Here is a 26244-nt window from a genome sequence, read left to right as displayed (position 1 = left end):
GTATGACAGCCCTTTTTTATCAAAAAAAAAATTTAATTTAAAGTGATCGTCTTAGCAACACCATCAACCTTCAAGACTCTTACTCTTGTTGTACCTGTATATTTAAAATTACTATCACCATCATTTGCATTAACTAATTCAGGAGTAATAGTATATCCAGCATTAGCATAAAACGGATAGTTTCTACTTGAATCCCAATTTCCGTTGCTTGTAAAGTTGTTTCCTAAAAAGATACGAAACGCTTCACCATTTTTTAATACTACGGATACTTGGTACACATTAGTTTGACCCGGTACAAGAGGAAACTCAGTTTCTGCATCGTTATCCCATGTCCATCCACCTGGAGTGGCAGCACCAACTAACCAGTGTGAAGATGCTAGTGGTACTCGGTAAGGAGTAACTTTAATAGTAAATGAATTAGAAAATTGAGCAGCAGTTGCAGCAGCACCCACTGATGATTTAATACGAATATCAACTAGATTTTCTTGCTTGTCTATAAAACCTCCGTTATTTAGTGCAGCATTTAACTCTGCAACAGTAATACTTTTAAAACGACTTGTAGTTGTAGTTACTACTGTTGGAGTAGCAAATTTAGTACCTGCTTTTGCAATTTCAATACTGTAGTTTACAACAGTTGAAGTTCCAGCATAAGCTGCATCATCCCATACCATTGTAGTAGCAATATCTTTTTCGGTAGCTTTAGAAAGAACAATATTAAAATCTCCTTTTGGTGTCAATAATACAGGTGCAGTAGTTGCTGCTACAGCCTCTCTATCCGTATTTTGAATGTCATCGGTACATGAAATGGCTACTATACTTAACATAGCCAGTACTATTTTATTAAAATTTTTCATTTTTTATGTTTTTTGAATTAAATATTATTTAGTAACCCGTGTTTTGAGTTAAGTTTGGATTTGCAGTAATAGAAGCGCTAGGAAGTGGAAACACATTCAACTCAGAAGGAATAGAAGTTCCATTTGCAATATTACCTTTCCAAGCCCAATTGTAAGATCCACCACCATATTTGTTAAAACGAATCAAATCTTGACGTCTGTGTCCTTCCCAATGCAATTCACGTGATCTTTCGTCAATCATAAAATCAAGATTTACTTGTGATTGCGTAACATTTGCAATTGTTGCTCCACCATTTGCACGTTGTCTTAAAGCATTAATATATGTTAATGACTGAGCAGTTGCAGTTGTAGCATTGTTAGTGTTTGTAGCACCATCTTTTCTCATTTGAGCTTCGGCATACATCAAGTAGGCATCAGCTAATCTAAAAAGTGGAAAATCTGTATCCACAAAAGTAGAGTTTACACCAGCAACACCTGTTGTTGTTTTATTAGAATATTTGCGTAAAATGTAACCTTGTCCAGCATTGGTCAAATCGGCAATATCAATAGGTCTAGAACCTGCAGAATACGTTTTTCTCTCATCATTATTAAATTGAGAACCATCAAACTTTTCAACAAATTGTTTTCTAAGTCTAAGGGCACCACCCCAACCACCTACAGCAAACTCAGCACCATTAGACTCAACCGAACCAACTTGACCGTTAATCATAACAGTTGTTGCACCATAATTTTGAGTTTTTACCCCGTCTGATTGTAAAGTAAAAATCATTTCAGAGGAAGTGTGGTTATTTGCCTTAAAGTTGTCAAGGTATTTTGTAGTTAAGGTATATCCACCAGCAATTACCTCTTGACATTTTGCCATACACTCAGCATACTTTGGAGTACCAATGTAAACTTGAGCATTCAAATACATCTTAGCCAAAATCATTTGAGCCATAGCTTTGTCTAGCCTTCCGTACTCATTTGTTCTAGCTGCTTTTAAATTAGGAATAACCTCATTCAATTCTTTTTCAATAAAAGTAAAAAGCTGCTGTCTATTATATTGTGGTCCTTTAAAATCTAAAGGATCATTTTCAGTAATAAACGGTGCTTTTCCAAACAAGTCCATCATGTTATAATAAGCAAATGCTCTTAATACACGTACTTCATTTCTATAAAAATTGATCTCAGCAACATCGGCTGGACTTGTAATTCCTCTTGAACTAAGCAAAGCTGGAGTAGATTGTCTCAAGAAATCATTAGCTAGAGCAACCTCAGCCATCGTTCTACTAAACATTCCCAATAAAATAGGATTAGCAGATGACCATATATTACGCTGAAGTTCAGCAGTCCCTTCGTCATTCTCATAAGTCCACACTACCTCATCAGTAGTTAAATTTTGTAAATACCACATACAACGACCAAACTGGCTTGTACCGGCATCAATACCTTGTAAGAAAGACGAACCAGCATCACCAGTTCCTGTCAAGCTTAAATTACCGTAAACTCCTCCTAGTGCTTGCTTGTACCCTTGAGGCGTAGAAAACAACTCCGCAGGCGTTAGCACACGAGAATCCTCAGCTACAACATCTAAATCACCGGTACACGATTGTAAGGTCGCGAAAGCAAATAGTATGTAAATAAAATTTATTTTTTTCATAATTTAATTATTAAAATTTAACATTAACCCCACCTAAAATAGAACGTTGTCTAGGATAAATTGTTTTATCAACACCATTATTAGCAACCTCTGGATCCAATCCTGAATAATCAGAAATTACAAAAACGTTTTGCATTCCAGCAAACAAACGCAATGAAGCTTTGCCTTCTAACCATTTTGGGAAAGTGTACCCTAATGTGATGTTATCCATTCTTAAAAACGATGCGTTTTCTACATACAAATCAGACAAAACAACATTTGATGTTGTTTTAAAATCAGTATCTAAAACTGATGTAGGAATGTTACCTACTGTAGCACCACTTACTAATTGATCATATTGAGCTCTTCCAGCATTAACAGCGTTAAGCACTCTATTTCCTAAACTCGCTCTTAAGTTGAAAGAGAAATCAAGGTTTTTATAATTTAATGTTGAAGCAAAACCAAAAGTAGCTTTTGGATCTGGATTTCTGTATACATATTTATCATTAGCATTGATCACACCATCATTATTTAAATCTTGATATCCATTCTCAATTGGTTTTCCTGAAGTATCAAATAATTGTTTGTACAACAAAAAAGAGTTTGGTGCAAAACCTACTTGATGTACTTGCCCTTGACTTCCTGTACCTGCAATAAGATCACCTGTTACAATTAAATCTGTTGTTAATTTTGTAATCTCTCTTTGAAAAGTAGTTGCATTAAAGTTTAAATTCCAGTTTACAGCTTCTGTTTTTATAACATCAGCGCTTAAAGACAATTCAGCTCCCTTTGTAGTAAAGCTTCCAATATTTTGCCAAGATCTGTTTGAAAAATTACTACCATCAGCAGTAGCAACATCAGCTAATAAATCTTTAGAATCTTTGTAAAAAACCTCTACACTACCTGTGATTCTATTTCCATACAATCCAAAATCTAAACCTGCATTGTAAGTTGTTGTTTCTTCCCATTTAAGATTAGCACTTTGTCTTGCAGAAACCGCAATAGGCAAGGCAACAGTTCCAAAATAGTATTGAGAGCTTCCGCTTCCTAAATTATATTGTTGTAGGTAATCATTATTATTACCTATTTCTTGTTGACCAGTAATACCGTACCCTACTCTAAGTTTCAAGTCAGATACTGTTGTGTTATTTGACAATAAATCTTCTTTAATTTTCCAAGCAAATGCAGCAGCTGGGAAATTAGCCCATCTGTTGTCTTTGTCAAAACGTGACGATCCATCTCTTCTATAAGACAAAGTTAACAAATATTTGTCTTTGAAATTTAAGTTAGACCTCCCAAAGAAACCAACATTTACTCTATCAAAATCAATATTTGTTTGTGGAAAACCTGTCAATCCAGTTGGTAAATTTGGATCGTTTGTATTTCCTGTTACATAATTAAAAGAATCCCATTTTTGATACGAGTAACCTGCAGTAACATCATACACCAAATCTTTGTATGTGTTGTTGTATACTAAATAAGCATCTAGTAATTTGTTTTTTCTTTCGCTTCGTGAAAATTCCTTAGTCCCATAAGGAATATCATTATTTGAACCGCTACTTGCAGCAAATAAAGATGCAACTCTTGATCTTTCTCCATCAGCTTGATCATAACCTGCATTTACTACAGCTCGTAAAGCTGGCATGAAATGAAATTTGTAGTCCACCTCAAAATTACCAAAAACTCTATTATTAATTCCTTTATCAAATGTTTGTAACAATTGAGCAACAGGATTTCTTGGCGTTTGAGGAAATAATTTATTGTCATTACGGTTGTAATATTCAAAGAAACCACCATAAATAGACCCTGCGCTGTAAATAGGTTGTGTTGGATCAAATCGAATTGCTGAACCTTCTACATTATCTGCAAATCTATTTTTCTCATTAGAGTAATTTGCATTCAATTTTATTCTTAAATGATCTTTCAAGAAGGAAGGGTTTAAGGCTAAACCAACTGTGTTTCGGTTAAACGTATTCGTTAATCGCAATCCTTCTTGGTACGTATTACCTACAGTTAAACGAGTAGGTATTGTATTAAATAAGTTCCCTCTTATAGAAACGTTATTATCAACAAAATCAGTTTTTCTATAAATTGCTTTTTGCCAATCCGTGTTTGCAGTACCTAGTTTAGATAAATCGCTCGGACGCTTATCTGCAATTAATGCTCTAAATTGGTCTGCATTAAATACTGGAATCGTTTTATCAAGTGATCCACTTCCGTATTGAAAATTATAATCAACAGCTAAGTTTTTACTACCTTTTTTTGTTGTAATAATAATCACACCATTAGAAGCTCTTGAACCATAAATAGCAGTTGCCGAAGCATCTTTTAATACGGTCATAGACTCTATAGTACTTGGGTTAAGTGATGCTAAAATAGAAGTTGAACCTGTTCCAGCTGTATTCTCAATAGGCAATCCATCAATAACAATTAAAGGATCATTACTTGCAAATAAAGATGATCCACCACGAATTCTAATTTGAGAACCAGAACCTGGCGCACCACTAGTATTCACAGTAACACCAGCTACTCTACCGTTTAATAAATTCTCAGCAGTTACGTTTGCTCCTTTATTAAAATCTTTCGTACCTAATACAGTTACAGCACCAGTAGCGTCTTTTTTCTTAACAGTTCCGTAACCTACTTGCACCACTACCTCTTTTAACTGGTTTGAATCTTCTTGCAAGCTCACATTAATTGTTTTTTGGCTTAGGAATTCTAAAACAGCACTTGTATATCCTATAAAAGAATAAACAATCTTATCTCCTGTTTTCACATTGTTTATTAGGTATTTCCCTTCGTAATCAGTAGATACTCCATTTTTAATACCTTGAACGTTGACGTTTACTCCAGGAATAGGTTGACCTGTGGTTTTATCAACAACAGTTCCACCTACTGTACTCTGAGCCAGAATACTAAATGGGAGTAGCAGTACTAAAATCAACAACTTTTTATAAATTGTTTTCATACTTTTTGTTTATTTTAATTTAATTTTGTTTTGGTTGCGTTATAGCTTTAACAATTACTTCGAATGTTAAATTTATGTAAAATTTAATACACACAACAAGCTAAAAAAAATATCAGGTTACGAAAACGTAATAGTGTTGAAAACTTTCTGTTTTATTGAAAATTTTGAGAGTATAATTACCATATTAAAAATTTAATTTTATCTTTATTGAGAATTAAATTATATCAAATGCTATCATGAAAAGGAAAATAACGCTTAAACAAATTGCAAAAGAATTAGACGTTTCCATTTCTACCGTTTCCAAGTCCTTAAGAAATAGTCTTGAAATAGGCGAAGAGACAAGACTTAAAGTTCAGGCTTTCGCCAAATTTTACAATTACAAGCCCAACAACATTGCGCTAAGTTTAAAAAACCGAAAAACTAAAGCCATAGGTATCATAATCCCAGAGATAGTGCACCATTTTTTCTCCACTGTAATCAATGGTGTTGAACAAGTTGCAAATGAGCATGGGTATAGCGTAATCATTTGTCTTTCTGATGATTCTTTCGACAAAGAAGTATTAAACATGGAAATGCTCGCAAACGGCAGCATTGATGGCTTTATCATATCGTTATCAAAAGAAACCCAATTTAAAGCAGATTTTCATCACATTACTGAAGTCATCAATCAAGGAATGCCGGTTGTCATGTTTGACAGAGTTACCAATGATGTTTTATGTGATAAAGTAATTATTGATGATCAAGCAGCAGCTTATGAAGCCGTACAAAGCTTAATTGATAAAGGTCGAAAAAAAATAGCCCTAGTAACTACTGTAGACTACGTTAGTGTGGGCAAGTTACGAACTGATGGTTATACAAAAGCACTATTGGATAACGGAATTCCATTTAATGAAGATCTAATCATTAAAATTGAAGACGTAAACACCTGTGAAATCACCATTAGTAAACTCTTAGAAGACAAGGCTATTGATGCGGTTTTTGCTGTAAACGAACTATTTGCCGTAACAATAATCAAAACAGCTAACAAAATAGGTTTAAATGTACCCAAAGATCTAGCAGTAATTGCTTTTACAGATGGTATCATTTCTAAATATTCTACTCCTACTATTACCACTGTAAGTCAAAGTGGGGTAAAAATGGGAAATAAAGCGGCAAAAATGCTAATTGACCGACTTGAAGCCGAAGATGAAGAGGATGAAAACTACAAAACCGAAATTATAGAAACCCACTTGATTGAGAGAGAATCTACAAATTAGTAGTTATCCGATTTAAATCGCAGTTTTCAGCTGCAGTTATTAGTCCCTTTTTGTAAACTGCAGCTGAAAACTGAATTGATTTTTTAAAAATTCTTGTATTATATTCATTACTACAACCTTGTAGTTAAAAAAGATTGCTGATATTTCTATTTGCAAAACAATTGTTCCAAATATCTTTTTATATTTACCCCTCAAAGCTTTAACTTTTACTTCGAAAAAAAAGATAAGTTTTGATAAGCAAAGCGCTTATCGTATCACAATTAAATTACGATAATGGAAAAGCGTAGATTAAGTTTCTGGGAAATTTGGAACATGAGTTTCGGTTTCTTAGGAATTCAAATGGGTTTTGCACTGCAAAATGCTAACGCCAGCAGAATTCTCCAAATTTTTGGCGCTGACGTTCATGAACTCTCCTGGTTTTGGATTATTGCCCCGCTAATGGGACTTATTGTACAGCCTATCATAGGCCATTACAGTGATAAAACGTGGGGAAAATTCGGAAGACGAAAACCTTTCTTTTTAGTGGGTGCCTTGTTAGCTTCTATTGGTCTCATATTAATGCCTCAAGCCGAAATCTTTATTTCGTTTTTGCCTGCACTTTGGGTGGGAGCAGGAATGCTAATGATTATGGATGCTTCGTTTAACATTGCCATGGAACCTTTTCGTGCCTTGGTGGGCGATAATTTACGTACTGACCAACGTACGCTAGGATTTAGCGTGCAAACAGCCTTAATTGGGTTTGGTGCTGTAATCGGATCTTGGTTACCTTACGTATTAACCAATTGGTTTGGCGTTTCTAACCGTGAAGAAAATGGTGGCGTACCAATGCACTTAATCTTGTCATTCATCATTGGAGCTGCAATTCTTGTGGGTTCTATTTTGGTTTCCATCTTTACAACTAAAGAATATTCACCTGAGGAATTAGCACAATTTGAAGACGAAATGGCACATCAACAAACTACGGTAGCTGATGCAAATCCAAAAGAATCCAGTTTACTTGACATTTTTGATGATTTTAGAAAAATGCCTACCACCATGCGACAATTAAGCTGGGTGCAATTTTTCTCGTGGTTTGGTTTATTTGGAATGTGGGTTTTTACCACGCCAGCTATAGCCCATCATATTTATGGCTTACCCATTTCAGACAGCAAGAGTGAAGCATATCAAAATGCGGGAGACTGGGTTGGAGTTCTTTTTGGTATTTACAATTTAGTATCTGCTTTTTATGCTTTTGCTTTGCCTTACATCGCAAAAAAAATAGGCCGAAAATTAACACACGCCATCTCCTTAATTATTGGAGGACTTGGACTAATTTCCATCTATTTTGTAACCAATGAAAACTGGTTAATTCTTTCCATGGTTGGTGTGGGAATAGCTTGGGCAAGTATTTTATCTATGCCGTACGCCATATTAGCGGGATCAATTTCTCCAATGAAAATGGGCGTTTACATGGGGATTTTCAATTTCTTTATTGTTATACCTCAAATTATCAATGCCTTAATTGGCGGACCATTAGTTAAATATGCATACAATGACAATGCCATATTTGCATTAGTTACCAGCGGTGTCAGCTTCTTGATTGCTGCAATATTAGTAGTAAAAGTGAAAGATGTTGATGACGTAATAAAATAATAGTAATGACTAAAAAAGCATTTATATTCGACCTTGACGGAGTGATTGTTGACACGGCTAAATACCATTTTTTAGCATGGCAAAAAATTGCAAATGAATTAAATATCGAATTTACACTCGAACACAATGAATTATTAAAAGGAGTAAGCCGTGTGCGCTCCCTTGATATCATATTAGAATTAGGAAAAGTAACCGCTTCGCAAGAAGATAAAGACCGATGGTTAGTTCAAAAAAATGAAGATTATTTATCCTATATAGTTGACATGGATGAAAGCGAAATTCTTCCAGGAATTTTCCCAATACTTCAATTTTTAAAAGTAAAAAAACAACCTATAGCATTAGGTTCAGCAAGTAAAAACGCTAGACCCATTTTAGAAAAAACAGGACTGCTACCCTATTTTGATGCAGTCGTAGATGGAAATGATGTGACCAATGCAAAACCAGATCCGGAAGTTTTCTTGATGGCTGCAAAATTGCTAAACATCTCTCCGGAAAATTCCATCGTGTTTGAAGATTCAGTAGCAGGAGTTCAAGCGGCTAATATTGGGAATATGACCAGCATCGGAATTGGAGAAGCATCTACGTTGCATGAGGCAAAATATATCTTTAAGGATTTTACCGAAATTGATACCGCTTTCATTGCAGCATTGATACAATAAAACGAAATATATTTTAAAGTTTTCGAGACTACTTGAAACCTTACCCGAGGTGTTGCCAAATTGTATGGAGCGCAGCGGAATAAAACTTTAAACAAAAAATAAAATGAATCAAGATTATATAAAACCAGACAATTGGTCCATCATAGAAGAAGGTTTTGACGCTGAACGTGTAAAATCATCCGAAAGTTTGTTTAGTATTGGCAACGGTGCTATGGGACAACGCGCTAATTTTGAAGAAAATTATAGCGGCGAAACCTTCCAAGGCAGCTACATTGCTGGAATTTATTATCCAGATAAAACAAAAGTGGGCTGGTGGAAAAACGGATATCCAGAATATTTTGCCAAAGTTTTAAATGCACCAAACTGGATTGGGATTGACATTGAAATCAACGGTGAAAAATTCGATTTGAATGCGTGTACTAATGTCAAAAACTTTCGTCGAGAATTGAACATGAAAGAAGGATGGTACCATCGTTCTTTTGAAGCTACTTTAAAAAATGGAACTGAAATTTCGGTAAATATTCGTCGTTTCCTTTCTATCGTTTTGGATGAAATTGGTGTTATCAATTATGAAATTACACCTTTGAATAAGGATTCTAAAATTGTATTCAAACCTTATATTGATGCTGGTGTAACTAATGAAGATGCAAACTGGGAAGAAAAATTCTGGGAAACGGCTGATGTAAAAAAATCAGGAAATGAAGCTTTTGTAACAGCTCAAACCTTCAAAACCCATTTCAAGGCAACCACGTTCATGCACAACAGCATTTTAACTAATGGTGAAAAAACAGGAATTTCACCATCAAATATTGATGCCACTACAGATAAAATCCAATTTAGCTACGATGTAATAGTGGCTCAAGGCCAAAAAACATCTATCCAAAAAATTGGAGGTTATACGGTATCTTTAAACCATGAAAACACCATTACTGCTGCTGAAAAAGTCATACAATCTGCCTTAACATTGGGCTACGAGCAGTTATTACAAGACCAGATTGACGCTTGGGCAAAAATTTGGGATATGTCAGATATTACTATTGATGGCGATGTCAAAGCACAACAAGGAATTCGTTTCAATATTTTTCAATTGAACCAAACCTATCTTGGTAAAGATTCTCGTTTGAATATTGGACCAAAAGGTTTCACTGGCGAAAAATATGGTGGTTCTACCTATTGGGATACCGAGGCGTATTGCATTCCGTTTTACATGGCAACCAAAGACCAAGAGGTAGCCCGAAACTTGTTGACGTACCGCTACAATCAATTAGACAAAGCCATTGAAAATGCAACTAAATTAGGATTTACTAATGGTGCAGCTTTATACCCAATGGTTACTATGAACGGTGAAGAATGTCATAACGAATGGGAAATCACTTTTGAAGAAATTCATAGAAATGGAGCCATAGCATTTGCCATTTATAACTTTTACAGATACACCGGAGATTACAGTTACATTCCTGAAAAAGGTCTTGAAGTCCTTATTGGCATTGCACGTTTTTGGCATCAACGAGCGAATTTCTCGACTAATTTAAACCAATATGTAATTCTTGGTGTAACGGGTCCAAACGAATACGAGAACAACGTAAACAATAATTTTTATACCAATTATATTGCAAAATGGTGTTTAGAATATACATACGAGCAAATTCAGAAAGTGTCCCTGGAATATCCTTCAGATCACAAAAGAATTACTGAAAAAGTAAACATCACAGATGCAGAATTACAATCTTGGAAAAAAGTTTCGGACAATATGTACTTTCCGTTTTCGGAAGAACATAATGTATACTTACAGCAAGATGGTTTCCTAGAGAAAGATTTGGTTCGCGTAGCTGATTTGGATAAAAGCCAAAGACCTATCAATCAAAAATGGTCTTGGGATCGCATTTTACGTTCGCCATACATCAAGCAAGCCGATGTTTTACAATGTTTTTATTTCTTTGAAGATCATTTTTCGAAGGAAGAACTAAAAAATAACTTTGAATTCTATGAATCCTTTACGGTTCATGAAAGTTCACTTTCGCCTTGCGTACACTCGATTCAAGCGGCTTTATTGGACAAAATGGATATGGCATACACGTTCTATTTAAGAACGTCACGCCTAGATCTTGATGATTACAATAAAGAAGTAGAAGAAGGTTGTCATATTACCTCAATGGCCGGAACTTGGATGAGTATCGTAGAAGGTTTTGGAGGAATGCGCGTGAAAGAAAATACACTTCATTTTTCGCCAAAAATTCCAAAAGAATGGATAGCATATTCGTTTAAAATCAATTTCAGAAATCAAATTTTGACAGTGAATATCAATCACAAAGAAACTACTTTCTCTATTGTTGGCAATACAGAATTGACAATTGTAGTAAACGGAGAGCAGGTTATTGTCTCTCCAGAAAACGCACTTGCAGTATAAAAAAATGTTAGAACTTGTAGTACAATCTATCATTTACAAAGTCCTTTACTAGGAAAAAACAATCCCAATTTTTATTGGGATTGTTTACATAATAATGATTCTTAAGTACATTTAATAGTAGAATACACCTCGGAATAGCATCAATTATTTCAACATCGCTTTTTAAAATTATATCATTGACCATGGACAAAATTATTTCTCTACCTTTCGCTAACAGGAAATTTTTTAAAAAGATAACCTTATTCCTTTTTTTTATGTCTGTAACGTTACATGCTCAAATAGACAAGATGGAACCTCCGTTTTGGTACGCAGGAATGAAAAATCCAGAATTGCAGATTCTGTTATATGGCAAAGACATTTCTCAATATCAAGTCACGGTTTCTAATGGGGTAAAAATAAGCTCCGTTCAAAAGACAGAAAATCCAAACTATCTTTTTGTAACCATTGATACCAAAAAAGTACCCGCTTCTGATTTTCTATTTACCTTTAAAAGTAAAAACAAAGAAACGTTTACACAGACATATTCTTTAAGGAAAAGAAGAGAAAACTCAGCGCTTCGCAAAAGCTTTGATTCATCGGATATGATGTATTTATTAATGCCAGACCGATTTGCGAATGGGAACGCAAATAACGACAGTGAAAATTCAACTCAAGAAAAATTTAATAGAGATTTACCTGGCGGAAGACACGGTGGAGATATTGAAGGAATTATAAAAAACTTAGATTACATTTCGTCCTTAGGCACAACGACCATTTGGAGCACGCCACTTTGCGAAGACAACGATGCTAAATTTTCGTATCATACTTACGGACAATCTAATGTCTATAAAATTGATCCGCGTTATGGAACTAATGCTGATTATGCTAGATTGGCTTCTGAAATGCATAAAAGAGACATGAAACTGGTAATGGATTATGTCATCAACCATTGGGGAATTGAACACTGGATGATTAAAGATTTACCCACAAAAGATTGGATCAACCAATTTGAAAAATACACTCAAACCAATCACAAACGCACGGTCATTCATGATATCAATGCTTCTGAAATTGATAAAAAAGTAGCTACTGATGGTTGGTTCGTACCATCGATGCCTGATTTGAATTTAAAGAATCCTTTGACTTTAAAATACTTGATTCAAAACGCCATTTGGTGGATTGAATTTGCCGATTTAGATGGATTTAGAGTAGACACCTACAACTATTCCGATCCAGCAGGAATTGCAACTTGGACAAAATCTATCACCGATGAATACCCAAATTTTAATATCGTTGGCGAAGTTTGGATGCAAAGTCAGGCGCAAATGGCATATTGGCAAAAGGACAGTAAAATTGCAGCTATTCAAGATTACAACTCAAACCTGCCAAGTGTGATGGATTTTACCTTGTACGAAGCCACGACCAAAGCATTCAATGAAGACGATGCAGGATGGGACAAAGGCTTGATGAGGTTTTACGACAATTTCGCAAATGACTTCTTGTATCCAAACCCAAACAATATTTTGGTTTTTGCGGAGAATCATGACACGAATCGCATCAATGAAACTTACGGAAAAGACATTAGGAAATACAAAATGGCAATGACGATTCTTGCAACTGTTCGCGGAATTCCTCAATTGTATTACGGTAGCGAAATAGGTATGGCCGGTGATAAAAACAAAGGTGATGCTGATATTCGTCAAGATTTTCCAGGCGGTTGGAATGGCGATACCAACAATGCTTTTACAGATGCAGGACGAACTGCGGAACAAAAGCAATATTTTGATTTTACGGCTAAGTTATTAAATTGGAGGAAATCAAAAACAGCTATTCATAACGGAAAAATGACGCATTACATTCCGGAGAACAATGTTTACGTGTATTTTAGATACAACAATGATCAAACGGTAATGGTTGTGATGAACAACAGTAACGAAAACAAAACGATAAAAACCGATCGTTTTAAAGAGAACATTAAAAACTTTAAATCAGGAAAAGACGTTATTTCTGAACTTACTTTTGACGTTACCAATGAAATTAAAATCGAAGCTAAATCGGTTTTGATTTTAGAATTGAAATAGTGTAAACCATATTAGTCATTTAAGAAATTTGAAAGTAATTAATATAACTTATATGTTTCAAAAAAAACCATCAATTACTACTAGAAAAAAAATGAAAAAATATTCCCTTTTGCTTTTTACCATAATAGTTTTAAGCAGTTGTTCTAATGCACAAAAAGTTGTTCAAAGTAATAAAACTCCTTTCGTTTGGGAAGGAGCTAATGTGTACTTCTTGATGACGGATCGTTTTAATAATGGCGACACATCCAACGACTTAAACTTTGACAGAAATAAAACCACAGGAAAACTGCGCGGATTTGAAGGTGGTGATATCAAAGGAATCTCTCAAAAAATTGATGAAGGCTATTTTGATAAACTGGGAATTAATGCCATTTGGTTTACACCAATAGTGGAACAAATTCACGAGGGCGTTGACGAAGGAACTGGTTTGAGTTATGGCTTTCACGGCTATTGGGCTAGAGATTGGACGGCTTTAGACCCTAACTTTGGAACCAAACAAGAGTTAGCCGCATTAGTTCAAAAAGCACATGCACACGGAATCCGAATTATTCTTGACGGCGTAATCAATCACACCGGACCGGTTACTGCTGAAGATACCGTTTGGCCGCAAGATTGGGTACGAACAGGACCAACTTGCGATTACAAATCATTTGAAAACACAACCGCTTGTACCCTGGTATCCAATCTTCCGGATATAAAAACAGAAAGCAATCAAGCTGTAGCTTTACCTCCTTTTTTAATCGAAAAATGGAAAAAAGAAGGACGTTACGAACAAGAAATGAAAGAGCTAGATGGTTTTTTTGCTCGTACAGGATATCCAAGAGCGCCAAAATATTACATCATCAAATGGTTGACGGATTATATTACTGAATACGGAATTGACGGATACCGCGGCGACACCGTAAAACACACCGATGAAACCGTTTGGGCCGATTTCAAGATCCAATGTGATTACGCATTTGAAACTTGGAAAAAAAACAATCCAACAAAAGTATTGGATAACAACTCCTTTTATACCATTGCTGAAGTCTATAATTATGGCATCAGTGGCGGTCAAGATTTTGATTTTGGCGATAAAAAAGTAAACTATTTTAAAAATGGTTTCAACAACATGATCAATTTCGAATTCAAGTGGGATGCTCAAAAAGATTACGAATTTATTTTCTCTAAATATTCCAATAAACTAAATAATGACTTGAAAGGCTTTAGTGTTTTAAATTATATGTCATCGCACGACGACGGTGCACCGTTTGATGCGAAACGTACTAAAAATAAGGAAACGGGAACCAAATTGTTGCTTTCGCCAGGAGTTTCACAAGTATATTACGGTGATGAAAGTGCTCGTTCATTAGTAATTGAAGGAACACAAGGCGATGCAACCTTACGTTCTTTTATGAATTGGGATGCTATTAAATCGAATCCTGAAACTCAAAAAACACTGTTGCATTGGCAAAAATTGGGTCAATTCAGAAAAAACCATCCTTCAATAGGTGCGGGAATTCACAAACAAATTTCAGCTCAACCTTATACTTTTTCTAGAACTTTCTCAAAAGAAGATTATACAGATAAAGTGGTTGTTGCATTGGATTTAAAAATTGACACTAAAGAACTTTCAGTGGGAACAATTTTCGCTGAGGGTACCAAAGTGAAAGATGCTTATTCTGGAAAAGAATCGGTAGTGGCTAATGGAAAAGTGACAATCGATACTGAATTTGACATTGTTTTATTGGAGCTGAAAAAATAAAAAAACCTCTCCCCTCCCGACGCTTCGGGACTATCCAAAGGAAAGGGAGACGAAACTAAAAAAAATTTAACTGAATTTAAGTTTAGAATTTAAATCCAAACGCCTTTAGAAATAAAGGCGTTTTTTTTATGTTTACCTTTACCAAAAATTAAAAGACAATGCTCAAAATTGGACATCGTGGCGCAAAAGGATACGAACCCGAAAATACTTTGGTTTCCTTTAAAAAAGCATTAGACCTGTACGCAGATGGCATTGAACTCGATGTGCATTTGAGTGCTGATGGTGAAATAATCGTAATTCACGATGAAACTATTGACCGAACAACTGATGGAAAAGGTTTTGTAAACACATTATCTTTGCAGGAATTGAAGGCTTTTTTAATAGATGGAAAACACGAAATCCCCACGCTCGAGGAAGTTTTTGATTTGACAAACCAAAAGTGTTTAATCAATATAGAACTCAAAAGTCATGATGCAACTGATAAAGTGGTTGAGCTAATTGAAGAGTATGTTATTGAAAAAAGCTGGAAATACGACCAGTTTTTAGTTTCTAGTTTTGATTGGAATGCGTTGCAGCGAGTGGCATCGTTAAATGATAAAATTGGCATCGGCGTATTAACAGAAACCGATTTAGACTTGGCTTTGGCTTTTGCCAAAACGACACAAGCAAAATCCATTCATCCGTATTTTCATTTATTGACAATAAAAAACACAGCGCATATCCAGGAAAAAGGTTTTCAGGTTTTCCCTTGGACTATCAATGAAGTCGAAGACATTCAAAAAATAAAAACATTCAACGTAAACGGAATCATAACCGATTTCCCCGATAGAATATGAATCAAAATTTTGAAATTATTACTACCATTTTTCCAAATAAGATTTTATTTTTAAACCATTAAGTGAGTTAAGTCAATTAAGCAACGAGGTAAATAATTCTGTTTATGACAAAAAAAGAGATAACGCAATTATCCTATGAAATTATTGGCTATGCCATAAAAGTTCACAAAAAACTAGGACCAGGACTATTAGAAAAAATTTATGAAGAATGCTTGAAATATGAGCTAGAAAAAAACGGGTATAATGTAAAACAACAATTAAATGTTGAAATAGATTACTATGATTTAGAACTCGCACATCCTTTACGATTGGATTTATTAGTAAATGATTGTATTGTTGTTGAGTTAAAAACAGTTGAAAAATTCCACCCAATTGATGAAGCTAAACTATTAACTTACATGAAATTATTAGGCATGCCTCAGGGATTGCTGATCAATTTCAATACTACTAATATTTCTAAATCGTGCAAACCATTAATTAATGAATATTTTTTAAGGCTACCTGATGAATAACTTAAAAATAAAAAAAGCTTTTTCAATAATTCAGAAAATTAAGGTCATTAAGCAATTTATATAAGTACGAAACTTAATTATTAACTTAACTCTCTTAATGGTTCAAAAAATATACTGATTTAAACAATTAAGAAAATTAAGGTCATTAAGCAATTTATATAAGCGCAAAACTTAATTAACTTAACTCTCTTAATGGTTCAAAAAATATACTGATTTAAACTATTAAGAAAATCAAGATCATTAAGGAATCTGAATAAGTGCGAAACTTAATTAACTTAACTCTCTTAATAGTTAAAAAAGCTTATTCAATAATTAATAAAAAACGGATTAAAGCTTCAAAGAATTTATATTTGCACAAAAAACCTAATCATCTCAATTCCAGAAATATTTAAAAATGAATCAAAATTTCGATATAATAATTGTAGGTGGTGGCGCAGCTGGTTTTTTTACAGCAATTAATATTGTGGAGAAAAATCCAAAACTGAAAGTCGCAATTTTAGAACGCGGTGCAGAAGTATTACAAAAAGTACGTATTTCCGGCGGTGGACGTTGCAATGTAACACACGCTTGCTTTGAACCGAACGAGTTGGTAAAGTTTTATCCTCGTGGCGAAAAAGAATTGCGTGGTCCTTTTCATCAGTTTTGTTCAGGCGATACGATTGAATGGTTCGAAAAACATGGCGTAGAACTTAAAATTGAAGCGGACGGACGCATGTTCCCAGTTTCGAATTCCTCACAAACCATTATTGATTGTTTTTTGAAAGCCACACAAAAACTGGGAATCGCCGTTCTTACAGGACAAAGCGTACAATCTATTTTCAATCCCGAAGTTTCAGGAGAAAACGTTTGGAAGATAGAAACCCAAACTGAAAATTATCTTGTCGAAAAGTTAATTCTGGCAACAGGCAGCAATCCAAAAGTTTGGGAAATGTTACAACATTTTGGTCATGCTGTAGTCAGCCCAGTTCCTTCTCTATTCACTTTCAACATTAAAGATCCCAGAATAAAAGAATTACCCGGAGTTGCTGCACAAGTAACCGTAAAAGTGAAAGACACCAAACTCACCACAACAGGCCCGTTGTTAATTACCCATTGGGGAATGAGCGGACCGGCAATTTTGAAACTCTCCGCTTGGGGAGCCCGAATCTTGAATGAAAAAAATTATCAGTTTACCATTTTCGTGAATTGGTTGAATGATGAAGACACAGCAGAAGTTGAGAAAAAGCTAAAAGACTTAAAACAAGAGCACGCGAAAAAATCAGTTTCTAAAAAATCACCTTTCGAACTGACCAACAGGTTATGGGAAAGTTTGGTACTCGCTTCCGGAATTGAAGTGGAGACCAAATGGGCCGATTTGTCCAAAACGCAATTGCAAAATCTAGCGAATCAATTGACAAAAGCGACTTTTCAAGTGAATGGAAAAAGTACTTTTAAAGAAGAGTTTGTAACAGCTGGCGGAATTGATTTAAAAGAAATCAACTTTAAAACTATGGAAAGCAAGTTGCATCAAAACCTATATTTTGCCGGAGAAATTGTGAATATTGATGCTATCACAGGCGGTTTCAATTTTCAAAATGCTTGGACCAGCGGTTTTATTGTGGCGAATGCAATCGGTTAAACCCATAACGCATTAAAAATCAACACCAAGCAAAATCTACGATACGACATTTTTTTGTAAATTTGTAAAAAAGTAATTTATGACAACGATAACCTTGAAAATCAATGAAAATACTAAAAAAGGCAAAGCTTTTTTAGAAATGGCTCGTGTCTTTTTTGAAAACTCAAAAGAAATTGTACTCATTGAAGAAGATAATAAAAGCCCCTATAATCCAGAGTTTGTAAAAAAAATTAAAAAAGCAAGCAAGGAAAAAGGAAGAGTTATGAATAGTGCAGAGGAATTATGGGACAATATCAAGTAATTATCAAACAAACAGCTGAAAGAGATTTAGTAAAACATAAGAAATCGGGCGATGTTGCTTCAATAAAAAAAATAATAAAAATACTGACCGAATTACAGGACCATCCATACACTGGGATCGGAAAACCAGAAGAATTAAAACATGAATTAAAAGGTTTTTGGTCAAGAAGAATTAATAAAAAAGACCGCTTGATATATGAAGTTCATGAAAGTACGGTTACTGTTTATGTTGTTTCAGCAATGGGTCATTACTCATAATTATAAAAGTCAGTTCAGTAAGATCTAACCAAATGATCTCCTCTTAATCTCCAAAGATAAATTATTTTTTTTCCTCAATAAATTAGATGTAAATGCTATCACAGACGGATTCAATTTTCAAAATGCGTGGACAGGTGGGTTTATTGTGGCGAACTCCATTTGAGTTTAATTAACAAGAGTTTAAAACTTCAGTAAGTTTTATTTAAGATGATTCTGATAACTTTACCATTCTATTATCAGAACTTTATGAAAACAAAATTACTCGCTTTACTTCTTTTTGTGCTTTATCAAAGTGGATTTTCGCAAGTTACAGAACGCATTCAAGGGCAAATAGTTTTTGATAAAACTGTGGTAAACAAAGTAGAGGTTATCAATGCTACAAGTAAAAATGTCGCCTTAACAGATACTGAAGGTAAATTTACCATTACAGTCGAAGCGAACGATCAATTGGTTTTTGTAGCCAAAAATCATGAAATAAAAGAATTGAAAGTTACAGCTGCAATTTTAAAAGAAGGTTTCATAAACATGACTTTGGTCGCCAAAGTGGAAGAGCTAAAAGAAGTAGTGGTACAAAACACTCCTTCAATCAAATTAAGTAAAGATGCCAAATGGGAACAAGCCAAACTAGATCAATACACATTAGAGAAAAATGCTAGCAAACTAAAAAATCCAGGGGTTTACGATGGCACCATTGAAAACGGCATGGATATAATGAGGATTGGCGGAATGATTGCTAAATTATTCAAAAACAAAAATACCGACCTTGAGACAAAAAGTCCTGTATTACCGTTCACAGAGGCAGCAAAAACACAAATCGAAACCGAATTTTATACCGATACTTTGCAACTTCGTCAAGAAGAAATAGCTGCTTTTCTAGACTTTTGCAACAAAGACCCCAAGTCGAAAACGATTGCTGCACAGCAAAATATACTTTCACTGCAAGAATTTATGAGTAGCAAAATATTGCAATTCAAAAGCCTATAAAATTTTAATGATTAAACAGACTGAAAACTGTTAACTATTATTCAACCACCAAATACTTCCGTTCAAAACCGCAGCAAAACTCACCCAAGCCAAATAAGGAATAAACAAATAGCCCGCAATCTTGTCAATCTTTGCAAACTGAACATAGGTTTCGTAAATCATCAACCACAGTACAATTATTTCTAATCCTGCGAGCATTGGGTTATGCAAACCAAAAAACAAGTACGACCACAAAGCATTTAGTCCGAGTTGTATCAAAAAGAAAATTAAGGCTTTTTTCACGACCTCTTCATTGCTTTTAATTTCGTTCCAGACCAATCCTGCAGCTACACCCATCATGGCATACAAGGTACTCCAAACTGGTGCGAAAATCCAATTGGGCGGATTAAAACTAGGTTTTATCAAGGTAGGGTACCAAGTTGTAATAGAAGAGCGGGTCACCATTCCTGATGTATATCCAATAGCAAGACAAATAACAACTGCGACTAGTATTCGGGTGATTTTATTCATGTTTATTTTATTTAATATAAGTCAAATTTACTCAAATATTCAGTAGGATTTCATAAAACAATAAAAGCTTTCGCTAGACCGGAAAATGGAGTACAATTGGAACTAATTTTAAGGAATACATTACAGTTTAAAATACTTCAAAAAATTTGCTAGAGTATTAATTGCAAAAAAATCGCTTTGAATATCAAGAGAGTTTGAAGATGCTATAATTTTTTTTGTTGAATGATATCAAATAATTCTTTCTTGTAGGTATCGCCAATAGGAATGCTTTTTCCGTTTATAAAAACATTTAAAGAATCCGTTTTCGTGATATGACGCAACGAAACAATAAATGATTTATGCGTTTTAACAAAGTCACTGGTTGGTAAAAAATCCTCGATACTTTTTAGGGTATTATTGGTGATCACTTGTCTGTCTTTTAAATGAATGGCAACATAATTTTTAAGCCCTTCAATAAAGCAAATCTCATTAATTTGCACTTTTTCAAAATTATTTTTACCATCTGTTTTGATAAAAATAAAATCATCCACTTCTTTTGAAACCTCTTTTACCTCAGTTTTAAAACTACTTTTCACTTTTAAAACCGCTTCGTAAAAACGTTCAAATTCAAATGGTTTTAATAAATAATCAACGGCATCCACTTCGTAACTTTGTATGGCAAACTGCGGATAAGCAGTCGTGAAAATAATTTTTGTTTTGCCTTTCACGAGTTTAGACAATTGCAAGCCTGTTAAATCGGGCATTTGAATATCCATAAAAACGAGGTCAATACCTCCTTCTTCGATAAGAGATAATGCTGTAAGTGCACTGGTAGTCGAAGAAACTAATTCCAAGAAGGGAACTCTACTCAAATATTTTTCTATCAATCGGATAGCAGGCGGTTCATCATCAACAATTAGGCATTTTATTACTTTCATAATTTATATTTTAAAGGGCAATTGAAGCAAGGTTGTAAATACATCATTTGAATTGGTGTAAAGTAAAACAAAATCCTCTTTATAAATCGCACTCAATCTACGTTCTAAATTATCTTTTCCAATGCCTGTGTTGGTATACTTTTCTGAAGAAGAAATACTATTTGAAGTTTCAATAATCACTTCTCGCTCCGTAATTTGTATTTTAATTTTTGCTGGAAAGGCCGCATTATTAATCATGCCATGTTTGAAAATGTTTTCTACAAAATGTATAAATACAAGCGAAGGCACTCTTTGCTCGCCAACAATTCCTTCAACGGTGTACTCTAAAAATAAAGTATCTTCAAATCGTTTTCGGTGCAAATAAATATAATCTTCTATGAATTTAATCTCTTTGCTGAGGGGCATAAATTCATTTCCAGCTTCATACGTTACATACCGCAGGAGTTGTGACAACCGATAAATATCTTTGGCCACCTTGGGTTGTACATCAATTAAATCAGTATAAAAAGTATTTAACGTATTGAACAAAAAGTGAGGTTCGATTTGTGATTTAAGCAAATTCAATTCTGCTTTGTTGTAGTCGAGTTCTAGCTTATGCAGTCTACTTTGATTGGCCGCAAATTCAAAAAAGTAATACACTACGGTACTATACAAAATTGATTTTATAGCAAAAATCGAATTATCAAAAGTGTAGAATAAAAACTTGCGGGATTCTTCAAAATAATTGTGTTTCCCTGTAAAATGATACAAAATTACTTCCTCAAGCAAGTATCGAACACGTCCAAAAATAATAATCAAAAATAGCACACCAATAGCAAATCTCCAATAGTGTTTCTTTCCTAAAGTGTAGGGACTTACAAAGTAATAATTAACAGCATACGTTGTAAATGTTGCCGTGTACATGATGATTTGATTGTAATTTAAGGGGAGTTGAAAATTCCTCAAAAAGCCTTTGCTACCTCCATAAACATAATCCGAAAAAAGATCCATTAATACAATAATGAGCAAGAGCCCAAAATGAAAGTACCATTGTTTTTTATTTATTTCCATAAATCGAATTTACGCATTCTCGTTTTACTTATTATTTTTTTTTGGATGAACGCCTAATTTCTCTGTACGAACAGGTTTTTTTTTAATCAAAACAATAAAAAAATTCTTTTTTCAGGTTTCATGTAGTAGAAAACCACTCTGGTGTAAAACGACTTTTTGCCTTGGGTATCTCCTATACATTTGCTGATAACAAAACCAAACAACATGAAAACCACAATCGCCTTTTTATTATTTTTCAACATTAGCCTACTGTTTGCACAAAGCCCAAAAATTACAGGAGTAGTTACTACAAAAAAAAGTACCGAAAAAGTAGCTTTTGCAACTGTTTCCCTTTTTGATGCCAATAAAAATTCTTTTATTTCATTCACGACAACTGATGAAAATGGAAAGTATGAAATTCCTCTTGCTTCTGCCGCATTCTACATCAAAATCGAGTTGTTAGGTTATAAAACTTTACAGTCAAAAACCTTTGCATCTACTACTAAAAATGTAACTCAAAATTTTGACTTAGAGGAAGATTCGGTAGCGCTAAACGAAGTAGTTGTGCTGCAAAAGAAGAGTGTTATAAAACTCAGCAGAGACAAGATGATTGTAGATATTGATAAAGCAGGTTTTGGCAATGGCAATGACGGACTGGAAACCTTAAGTAAATTGCCTGGTGTACAATTAGACAAAGATGACAATGTAGTATTTAGAGGCAACGCCAACCTTCAAATTATGATTGACGGAAAACCATCCCTTTTATCAGGTGAGGAGTTGAAACAGTATCTTAAATCAGTTGATGGCGCCAACATTAAATCCGTTGAAATAATAGCAAATCCTTCGGCAAAATATGATGCTTCAGGAAGTGCCGGAATTTTTAATATCGTTCTAAAAAAATCAGCTGCTACCGGTTTGACTGGAAATGCACGAACCTCAGTAGGCTATGCTGAATTTATCAAAAGTAACAACGGATTAAACCTGTACAATAATACCGAAAAATGGAATCTTAAATTTGGCATGAATTACGGTTACGTAGAAAGTGTGAATCGCAGAACGATAGACCAAACCGTGGAAACGCCAACAATTACAACTACTTTGCAACAAAAAAATGATTGGCTACCCGTTTCAAACAATTATTCAGGAAATTTTGGAGCAGGATATAAAATAAATAAAAATGCGAGCATGGGTGCATCAGCTAATTATTCCTTGTACAAAAGTGATGAATTTACAAAAGGACGTACCAACGAATTTGATGATATGGTTTACAAAAGATACACGATCTTAAACACTCAAAACGACTTGGTGAACAATACCCTAACGGGAACTGTATTTTACAATTTTGCATCCGATAGTTTGGATACCAAGATAGATGCTCAACTTAATTATGCTAATTATAAAAATGATAGCGACCGCATAACGACCAACTCCTACTTCACCTCAGATACGAATGAAATGTATCGCAACACCGAAGATGTTAAATATCAAAACCCTACAAATTTCAATATTATCAGTGCTCGAGTAGACTTCGAAAAAAAGATCAATGACAAATTCAACTTTGAAACCGGTAGCAAACTGAGTTACGTAAACAATGACTACACGATCATTTTAAAAGATAGAAATGATCAAGGAGAATACATTACAAACACAAATAGAAGCAATCAATTAATTTACAAAGAATCCATTCTATCGGGCTATGGCATTACCAATTTCACCAAAGGGAATTTTGACATTCAAGCTGGACTAAGAGCAGAATATATCAATTACAATGCCACCTCATTAACCTCAAATAACACCAACAAAGACAACTATTTATCGCTTTTCCCTTCATTCAGTATTAACGGGAATTTCAAAAACGATCAATTCAAGTTTTCATACAGCCGCCGTATTCAAAGACCGCGTTACTTATACTTAAATCCTTATTTTGAATATATTGACACCTACAATGTATCTGTAGGAAATCCAAATTTAACACCTCAATTTACAGATGCTTTTGAAGTGGTGTGGATTAAAAAACAAAAAACGTCACTTTCACTTTTTGCTAATTTTTCAAAAGATGAAATGTACCAAATTATTGATTATAATACTGATACCAAAATAACTACTTTGTCCTATGACAATATCGGAAAATCAAAAACTATTGGATTGTCACTCAATACAAGTATCACCGTTAAAAAATGGTGGGAAGCACAATTGAGCAGCGAGCTTACGTATGGTCAAGCAACTTCTGATTTGGAAGGTTACAAATTTAACGATAGTGGTGTCTCATTTTCGGGAGCATTAAATCAATCATTTACTCTGGCTAAAGATTGGAGTGCCACATGGAATAGTTTTTATAGCCAAAATGGCGCTTACGGAAACACCACTTTCAAACCAAACTACGACATGTCATTTACCATGCGAAAAGACTTTTTTGACAAAAAAATTCGTTTGAACTTGAGTGCTCAAAATGTATTAAGAAAGAGTCAATGGATACAAAGCACCAAACAAGATAACGTAACTACTAATTGGGTCAATCGTTGGGAAACTCGCAAAATAACGTTGTCCCTTACGTACAATTTTGGAACAGCAAAAAAGAAAGAAGTAAAAGAGGCCGACCTGAATGAGGAGCAAAACAGATTGTAAGGGTTAACCATTCCGTTTTACTCAAAAAATGGTACCGATTTAAAAAAACTACGAATCAGTGATGGCGAAAAAAAAGTATCTTTGCGTAAATTTTTAATTTTATGATTGCAGCAAACGATTTTATTCCATCATCATATACCAATACTGTTGAAAGTGGTAATTTTCAATGGAGCGCACCTAGTAATATTGCACTTGTAAAATACTGGGGGAAAAAAGAAAATCAAATTCCAGCGAATCCATCGGTGAGTTTTACGTTGAATAATTGCAAAACGATTACCAAATTGGCTTTCACCAAAAAAGAAAACAACGGTTGTTTTTCTTTTGATTTGCTTTTTGAAGGGCAACCTAAAGAAGATTTCAAACCAAAAATTCAAAAGTTTTTGGAGCGAATAGAAATCTATTTGCCGTTTTTAAAAGACTATCATTTTACGATTGATACCGAAAATACGTTTCCGCACAGTTCCGGAATTGCGTCATCAGCATCAGGAATGGCTGCTTTGGCCATGAACTTGATGAGTTTAGAAAAAGCGTTAAACCCAGCCATGTCTGAAGATTATTTCTATCAAAAAGCGTCTTTACTTGCCCGTTTGGGTTCTGGAAGTGCTTGCCGAAGTGTAAAAGGACAAGTCGTGGTTTGGGGCAATCAGGTGAACATTCCTAGAAGTTCAGACTTATTTGGAGTGGAATTTCCGCATGCGATTCATCCTAGTTTTTCGAATTTTCAAGACACCATTTTACTGGTTGACAAAGGCGAAAAACAAGTCTCGAGCACCGTTGGTCATGACTTGATGCACAACCATCCTTTTGCCGAAAGGCGATTTGCACAAGCACATGAAAATTTAGATGCGATGATTACTATTTTTAAAAGTGGCGATTTAGACGCGTTTATCAAAATTGTAGAAAGTGAAGCCTTGACGTTGCACGCCATGATGATGACCTCCATGCCCTACTTTATATTAATGAAACCAAACACATTACAAATCATTAATGCTATTTGGAAATTCAGAAACGAGACCAAAATACCTGTTTGTTTCACGCTAGATGCTGGTGCCAATGTACATGTTTTGTATCCCGAAAACGTTAGCGAAAAAGTTTTGCAATTTATTAAAGACGAATTAGTTGGCTATTGTCAAAATGGGCAGTACATTTGTGATCAAATAGGAAACGGAGCAACGCTTGTTTAATCTTTTTTTGTGTATCTTTAAACATTCTTAAAAAGAACGTGATGGATATTCAATCAGAAAAAATAGAATTGATCAAAATGTTACTTGCAACTACTGATGCATCTTTATTAGTAGCCGTTAGAAACGTTTTTGAAACACAACAACAAACTATTTGGACAGATTTGTCAGCCGAAGAACAAGAACAAATTGAAATTAAAATCCAAGAAGACAATCGAGGCGATCAATTGGATTTATAAAAAATAAATACAGTATAATTACCAACCCCAAATTGTT

The 26244-nt window shown here is 34.5% G+C and carries 21 protein-coding genes and 1 pseudogene; 16 read left to right on the top strand and 6 right to left on the bottom strand.

The window, feature by feature from the left end:
* Positions 1 to 32: 32 nt before the first annotated feature.
* Genes K5V07_RS02130 through K5V07_RS02120 form a run of 3 tightly spaced genes read right to left on the bottom strand, consistent with a single transcriptional unit; the run spans position 33 to position 5440 of the window.
* Positions 33 to 854: a SusE domain-containing protein gene (locus K5V07_RS02130; protein ID WP_221916167.1), complete on the bottom strand. Its 822-nt coding sequence runs from the start codon at positions 852 to 854 to the stop codon at positions 33 to 35.
* A gap of 28 nt (positions 855 to 882) precedes the next feature.
* Positions 883 to 2493: a RagB/SusD family nutrient uptake outer membrane protein gene (locus K5V07_RS02125; protein ID WP_221916166.1), complete on the bottom strand. Its 1611-nt coding sequence runs from the start codon at positions 2491 to 2493 to the stop codon at positions 883 to 885.
* Positions 2494 to 2503: 10 nt separating this feature from the next.
* Positions 2504 to 5440, bottom strand: a complete 2937-nt coding sequence (locus K5V07_RS02120) for a SusC/RagA family TonB-linked outer membrane protein (RefSeq protein ID WP_221916164.1) — start codon at positions 5438 to 5440, stop codon at positions 2504 to 2506.
* A gap of 236 nt (positions 5441 to 5676) precedes the next feature.
* Between K5V07_RS02120 and K5V07_RS02115 the strand changes: the two genes are divergently transcribed.
* From K5V07_RS02115 to K5V07_RS02055, 13 genes and pseudogenes are all read left to right on the top strand, one after another.
* Positions 5677 to 6696, top strand: coding sequence for a LacI family DNA-binding transcriptional regulator (locus K5V07_RS02115; RefSeq protein WP_221916162.1), 1020 nt, complete (start codon positions 5677 to 5679; stop codon positions 6694 to 6696).
* A 273-nt stretch (positions 6697 to 6969) separates the two neighbouring features.
* Positions 6970 to 8328, top strand: coding sequence for an MFS transporter (locus tag K5V07_RS02110; protein WP_221916160.1), 1359 nt, complete (start codon positions 6970 to 6972; stop codon positions 8326 to 8328).
* A gap of 5 nt (positions 8329 to 8333) precedes the next feature.
* Positions 8334 to 8987, top strand: a complete 654-nt coding sequence (gene pgmB, locus K5V07_RS02105; RefSeq protein ID WP_221916158.1) for a beta-phosphoglucomutase — start codon at positions 8334 to 8336, stop codon at positions 8985 to 8987.
* 103 nt (positions 8988 to 9090) lie between these two features.
* Positions 9091 to 11394 (top strand): glycoside hydrolase family 65 protein, encoded by a 2304-nt coding sequence (locus K5V07_RS02100; RefSeq protein ID WP_221916157.1) that lies wholly within the window; start codon positions 9091 to 9093, stop codon positions 11392 to 11394.
* A 254-nt stretch (positions 11395 to 11648) separates the two neighbouring features.
* The gene (locus K5V07_RS02095) at positions 11649 to 13454 is read left to right on the top strand and encodes a glycoside hydrolase family 13 protein (RefSeq protein WP_255577461.1); all 1806 of its coding nucleotides are present in this window, start codon (positions 11649 to 11651) and stop codon (positions 13452 to 13454) included.
* 91 nt (positions 13455 to 13545) lie between these two features.
* Positions 13546 to 15198, top strand: a complete 1653-nt coding sequence (locus tag K5V07_RS02090; RefSeq protein WP_221916152.1) for an alpha-amylase family glycosyl hydrolase — start codon at positions 13546 to 13548, stop codon at positions 15196 to 15198.
* 158 nt (positions 15199 to 15356) lie between these two features.
* Complete coding sequence (locus K5V07_RS02085; protein WP_221916151.1) at positions 15357 to 16034, top strand: glycerophosphodiester phosphodiesterase family protein; 678 nt, start codon at positions 15357 to 15359, stop codon at positions 16032 to 16034.
* Between the two features lie 104 nt (positions 16035 to 16138).
* Positions 16139 to 16546, top strand: a complete 408-nt coding sequence (locus K5V07_RS02080; protein ID WP_221916150.1) for a GxxExxY protein — start codon at positions 16139 to 16141, stop codon at positions 16544 to 16546.
* A gap of 394 nt (positions 16547 to 16940) precedes the next feature.
* Positions 16941 to 18164 carry an NAD(P)/FAD-dependent oxidoreductase gene (locus K5V07_RS02075; RefSeq protein WP_221916148.1) on the top strand — a complete coding sequence of 408 codons (1224 nt, stop codon included), beginning with the start codon at positions 16941 to 16943 and terminating at the stop codon, positions 18162 to 18164.
* Positions 18165 to 18243: 79 nt separating this feature from the next.
* Complete coding sequence (locus K5V07_RS02070; RefSeq protein WP_144891415.1) at positions 18244 to 18465, top strand: DUF2683 family protein; 222 nt, start codon at positions 18244 to 18246, stop codon at positions 18463 to 18465.
* On the top strand, positions 18447 to 18722 hold the full coding sequence (locus tag K5V07_RS02065; protein WP_144891413.1) for a Txe/YoeB family addiction module toxin: 276 nt from the start codon (positions 18447 to 18449) through the stop codon (positions 18720 to 18722). Before K5V07_RS02070 ends, K5V07_RS02065 begins: the two co-directional genes overlap by 19 nt.
* 61 nt (positions 18723 to 18783) lie before the next feature.
* Positions 18784 to 18885 (top strand): annotated as a pseudogene (locus K5V07_RS02060) (hypothetical protein); the annotation flags it as partial.
* Between the two features lie 83 nt (positions 18886 to 18968).
* A complete protein-coding gene (locus tag K5V07_RS02055) occupies positions 18969 to 19706 on the top strand; it encodes a hypothetical protein (protein WP_144891411.1) in 738 nt (245 codons plus the stop codon).
* Positions 19707 to 19736: 30 nt separating this feature from the next.
* Here K5V07_RS02055 and K5V07_RS02050 read toward each other — a convergent pair whose 3' ends face one another.
* From K5V07_RS02050 to K5V07_RS02040, 3 genes are all read right to left on the bottom strand, one after another.
* Positions 19737 to 20216 carry a TspO/MBR family protein gene (locus K5V07_RS02050; protein ID WP_144891409.1) on the bottom strand — a complete coding sequence of 160 codons (480 nt, stop codon included), beginning with the start codon at positions 20214 to 20216 and terminating at the stop codon, positions 19737 to 19739.
* A 203-nt stretch (positions 20217 to 20419) separates the two neighbouring features.
* On the bottom strand, positions 20420 to 21133 hold the full coding sequence (locus K5V07_RS02045) for a LytTR family DNA-binding domain-containing protein (RefSeq protein ID WP_221916146.1): 714 nt from the start codon (positions 21131 to 21133) through the stop codon (positions 20420 to 20422).
* Positions 21134 to 21136: 3 nt separating this feature from the next.
* Positions 21137 to 22183, bottom strand: a complete 1047-nt coding sequence (locus K5V07_RS02040; RefSeq protein ID WP_221916145.1) for a sensor histidine kinase — start codon at positions 22181 to 22183, stop codon at positions 21137 to 21139.
* Positions 22184 to 22387: 204 nt separating this feature from the next.
* Between K5V07_RS02040 and K5V07_RS02035 the strand changes: the two genes are divergently transcribed.
* The 3 genes from K5V07_RS02035 (at position 22388) to K5V07_RS02025 (ending at position 26207) form a co-directional block, all read left to right on the top strand.
* Positions 22388 to 24787, top strand: coding sequence for an outer membrane beta-barrel family protein (locus K5V07_RS02035; RefSeq protein ID WP_221916144.1), 2400 nt, complete (start codon positions 22388 to 22390; stop codon positions 24785 to 24787).
* Between the two features lie 101 nt (positions 24788 to 24888).
* Entirely contained in the window at positions 24889 to 25971 is a 1083-nt protein-coding gene (locus tag K5V07_RS02030; protein ID WP_221916143.1) for a diphosphomevalonate/mevalonate 3,5-bisphosphate decarboxylase family protein, read from the top strand.
* 41 nt (positions 25972 to 26012) lie between these two features.
* Positions 26013 to 26207 carry a hypothetical protein gene (locus K5V07_RS02025; protein ID WP_221916142.1) on the top strand — a complete coding sequence of 65 codons (195 nt, stop codon included), beginning with the start codon at positions 26013 to 26015 and terminating at the stop codon, positions 26205 to 26207.
* The last annotated feature ends 37 nt before the right edge of the window (positions 26208 to 26244 follow it).

Origin of the sequence: Flavobacterium sp. CHNK8, from assembly GCF_019774515.1 — a bacterium.
Lineage (GTDB): Bacteria > Bacteroidota > Bacteroidia > Flavobacteriales > Flavobacteriaceae > Flavobacterium > Flavobacterium tiangeerense.
This window is presented reverse-complemented; position numbering and strand designations above follow the sequence as displayed.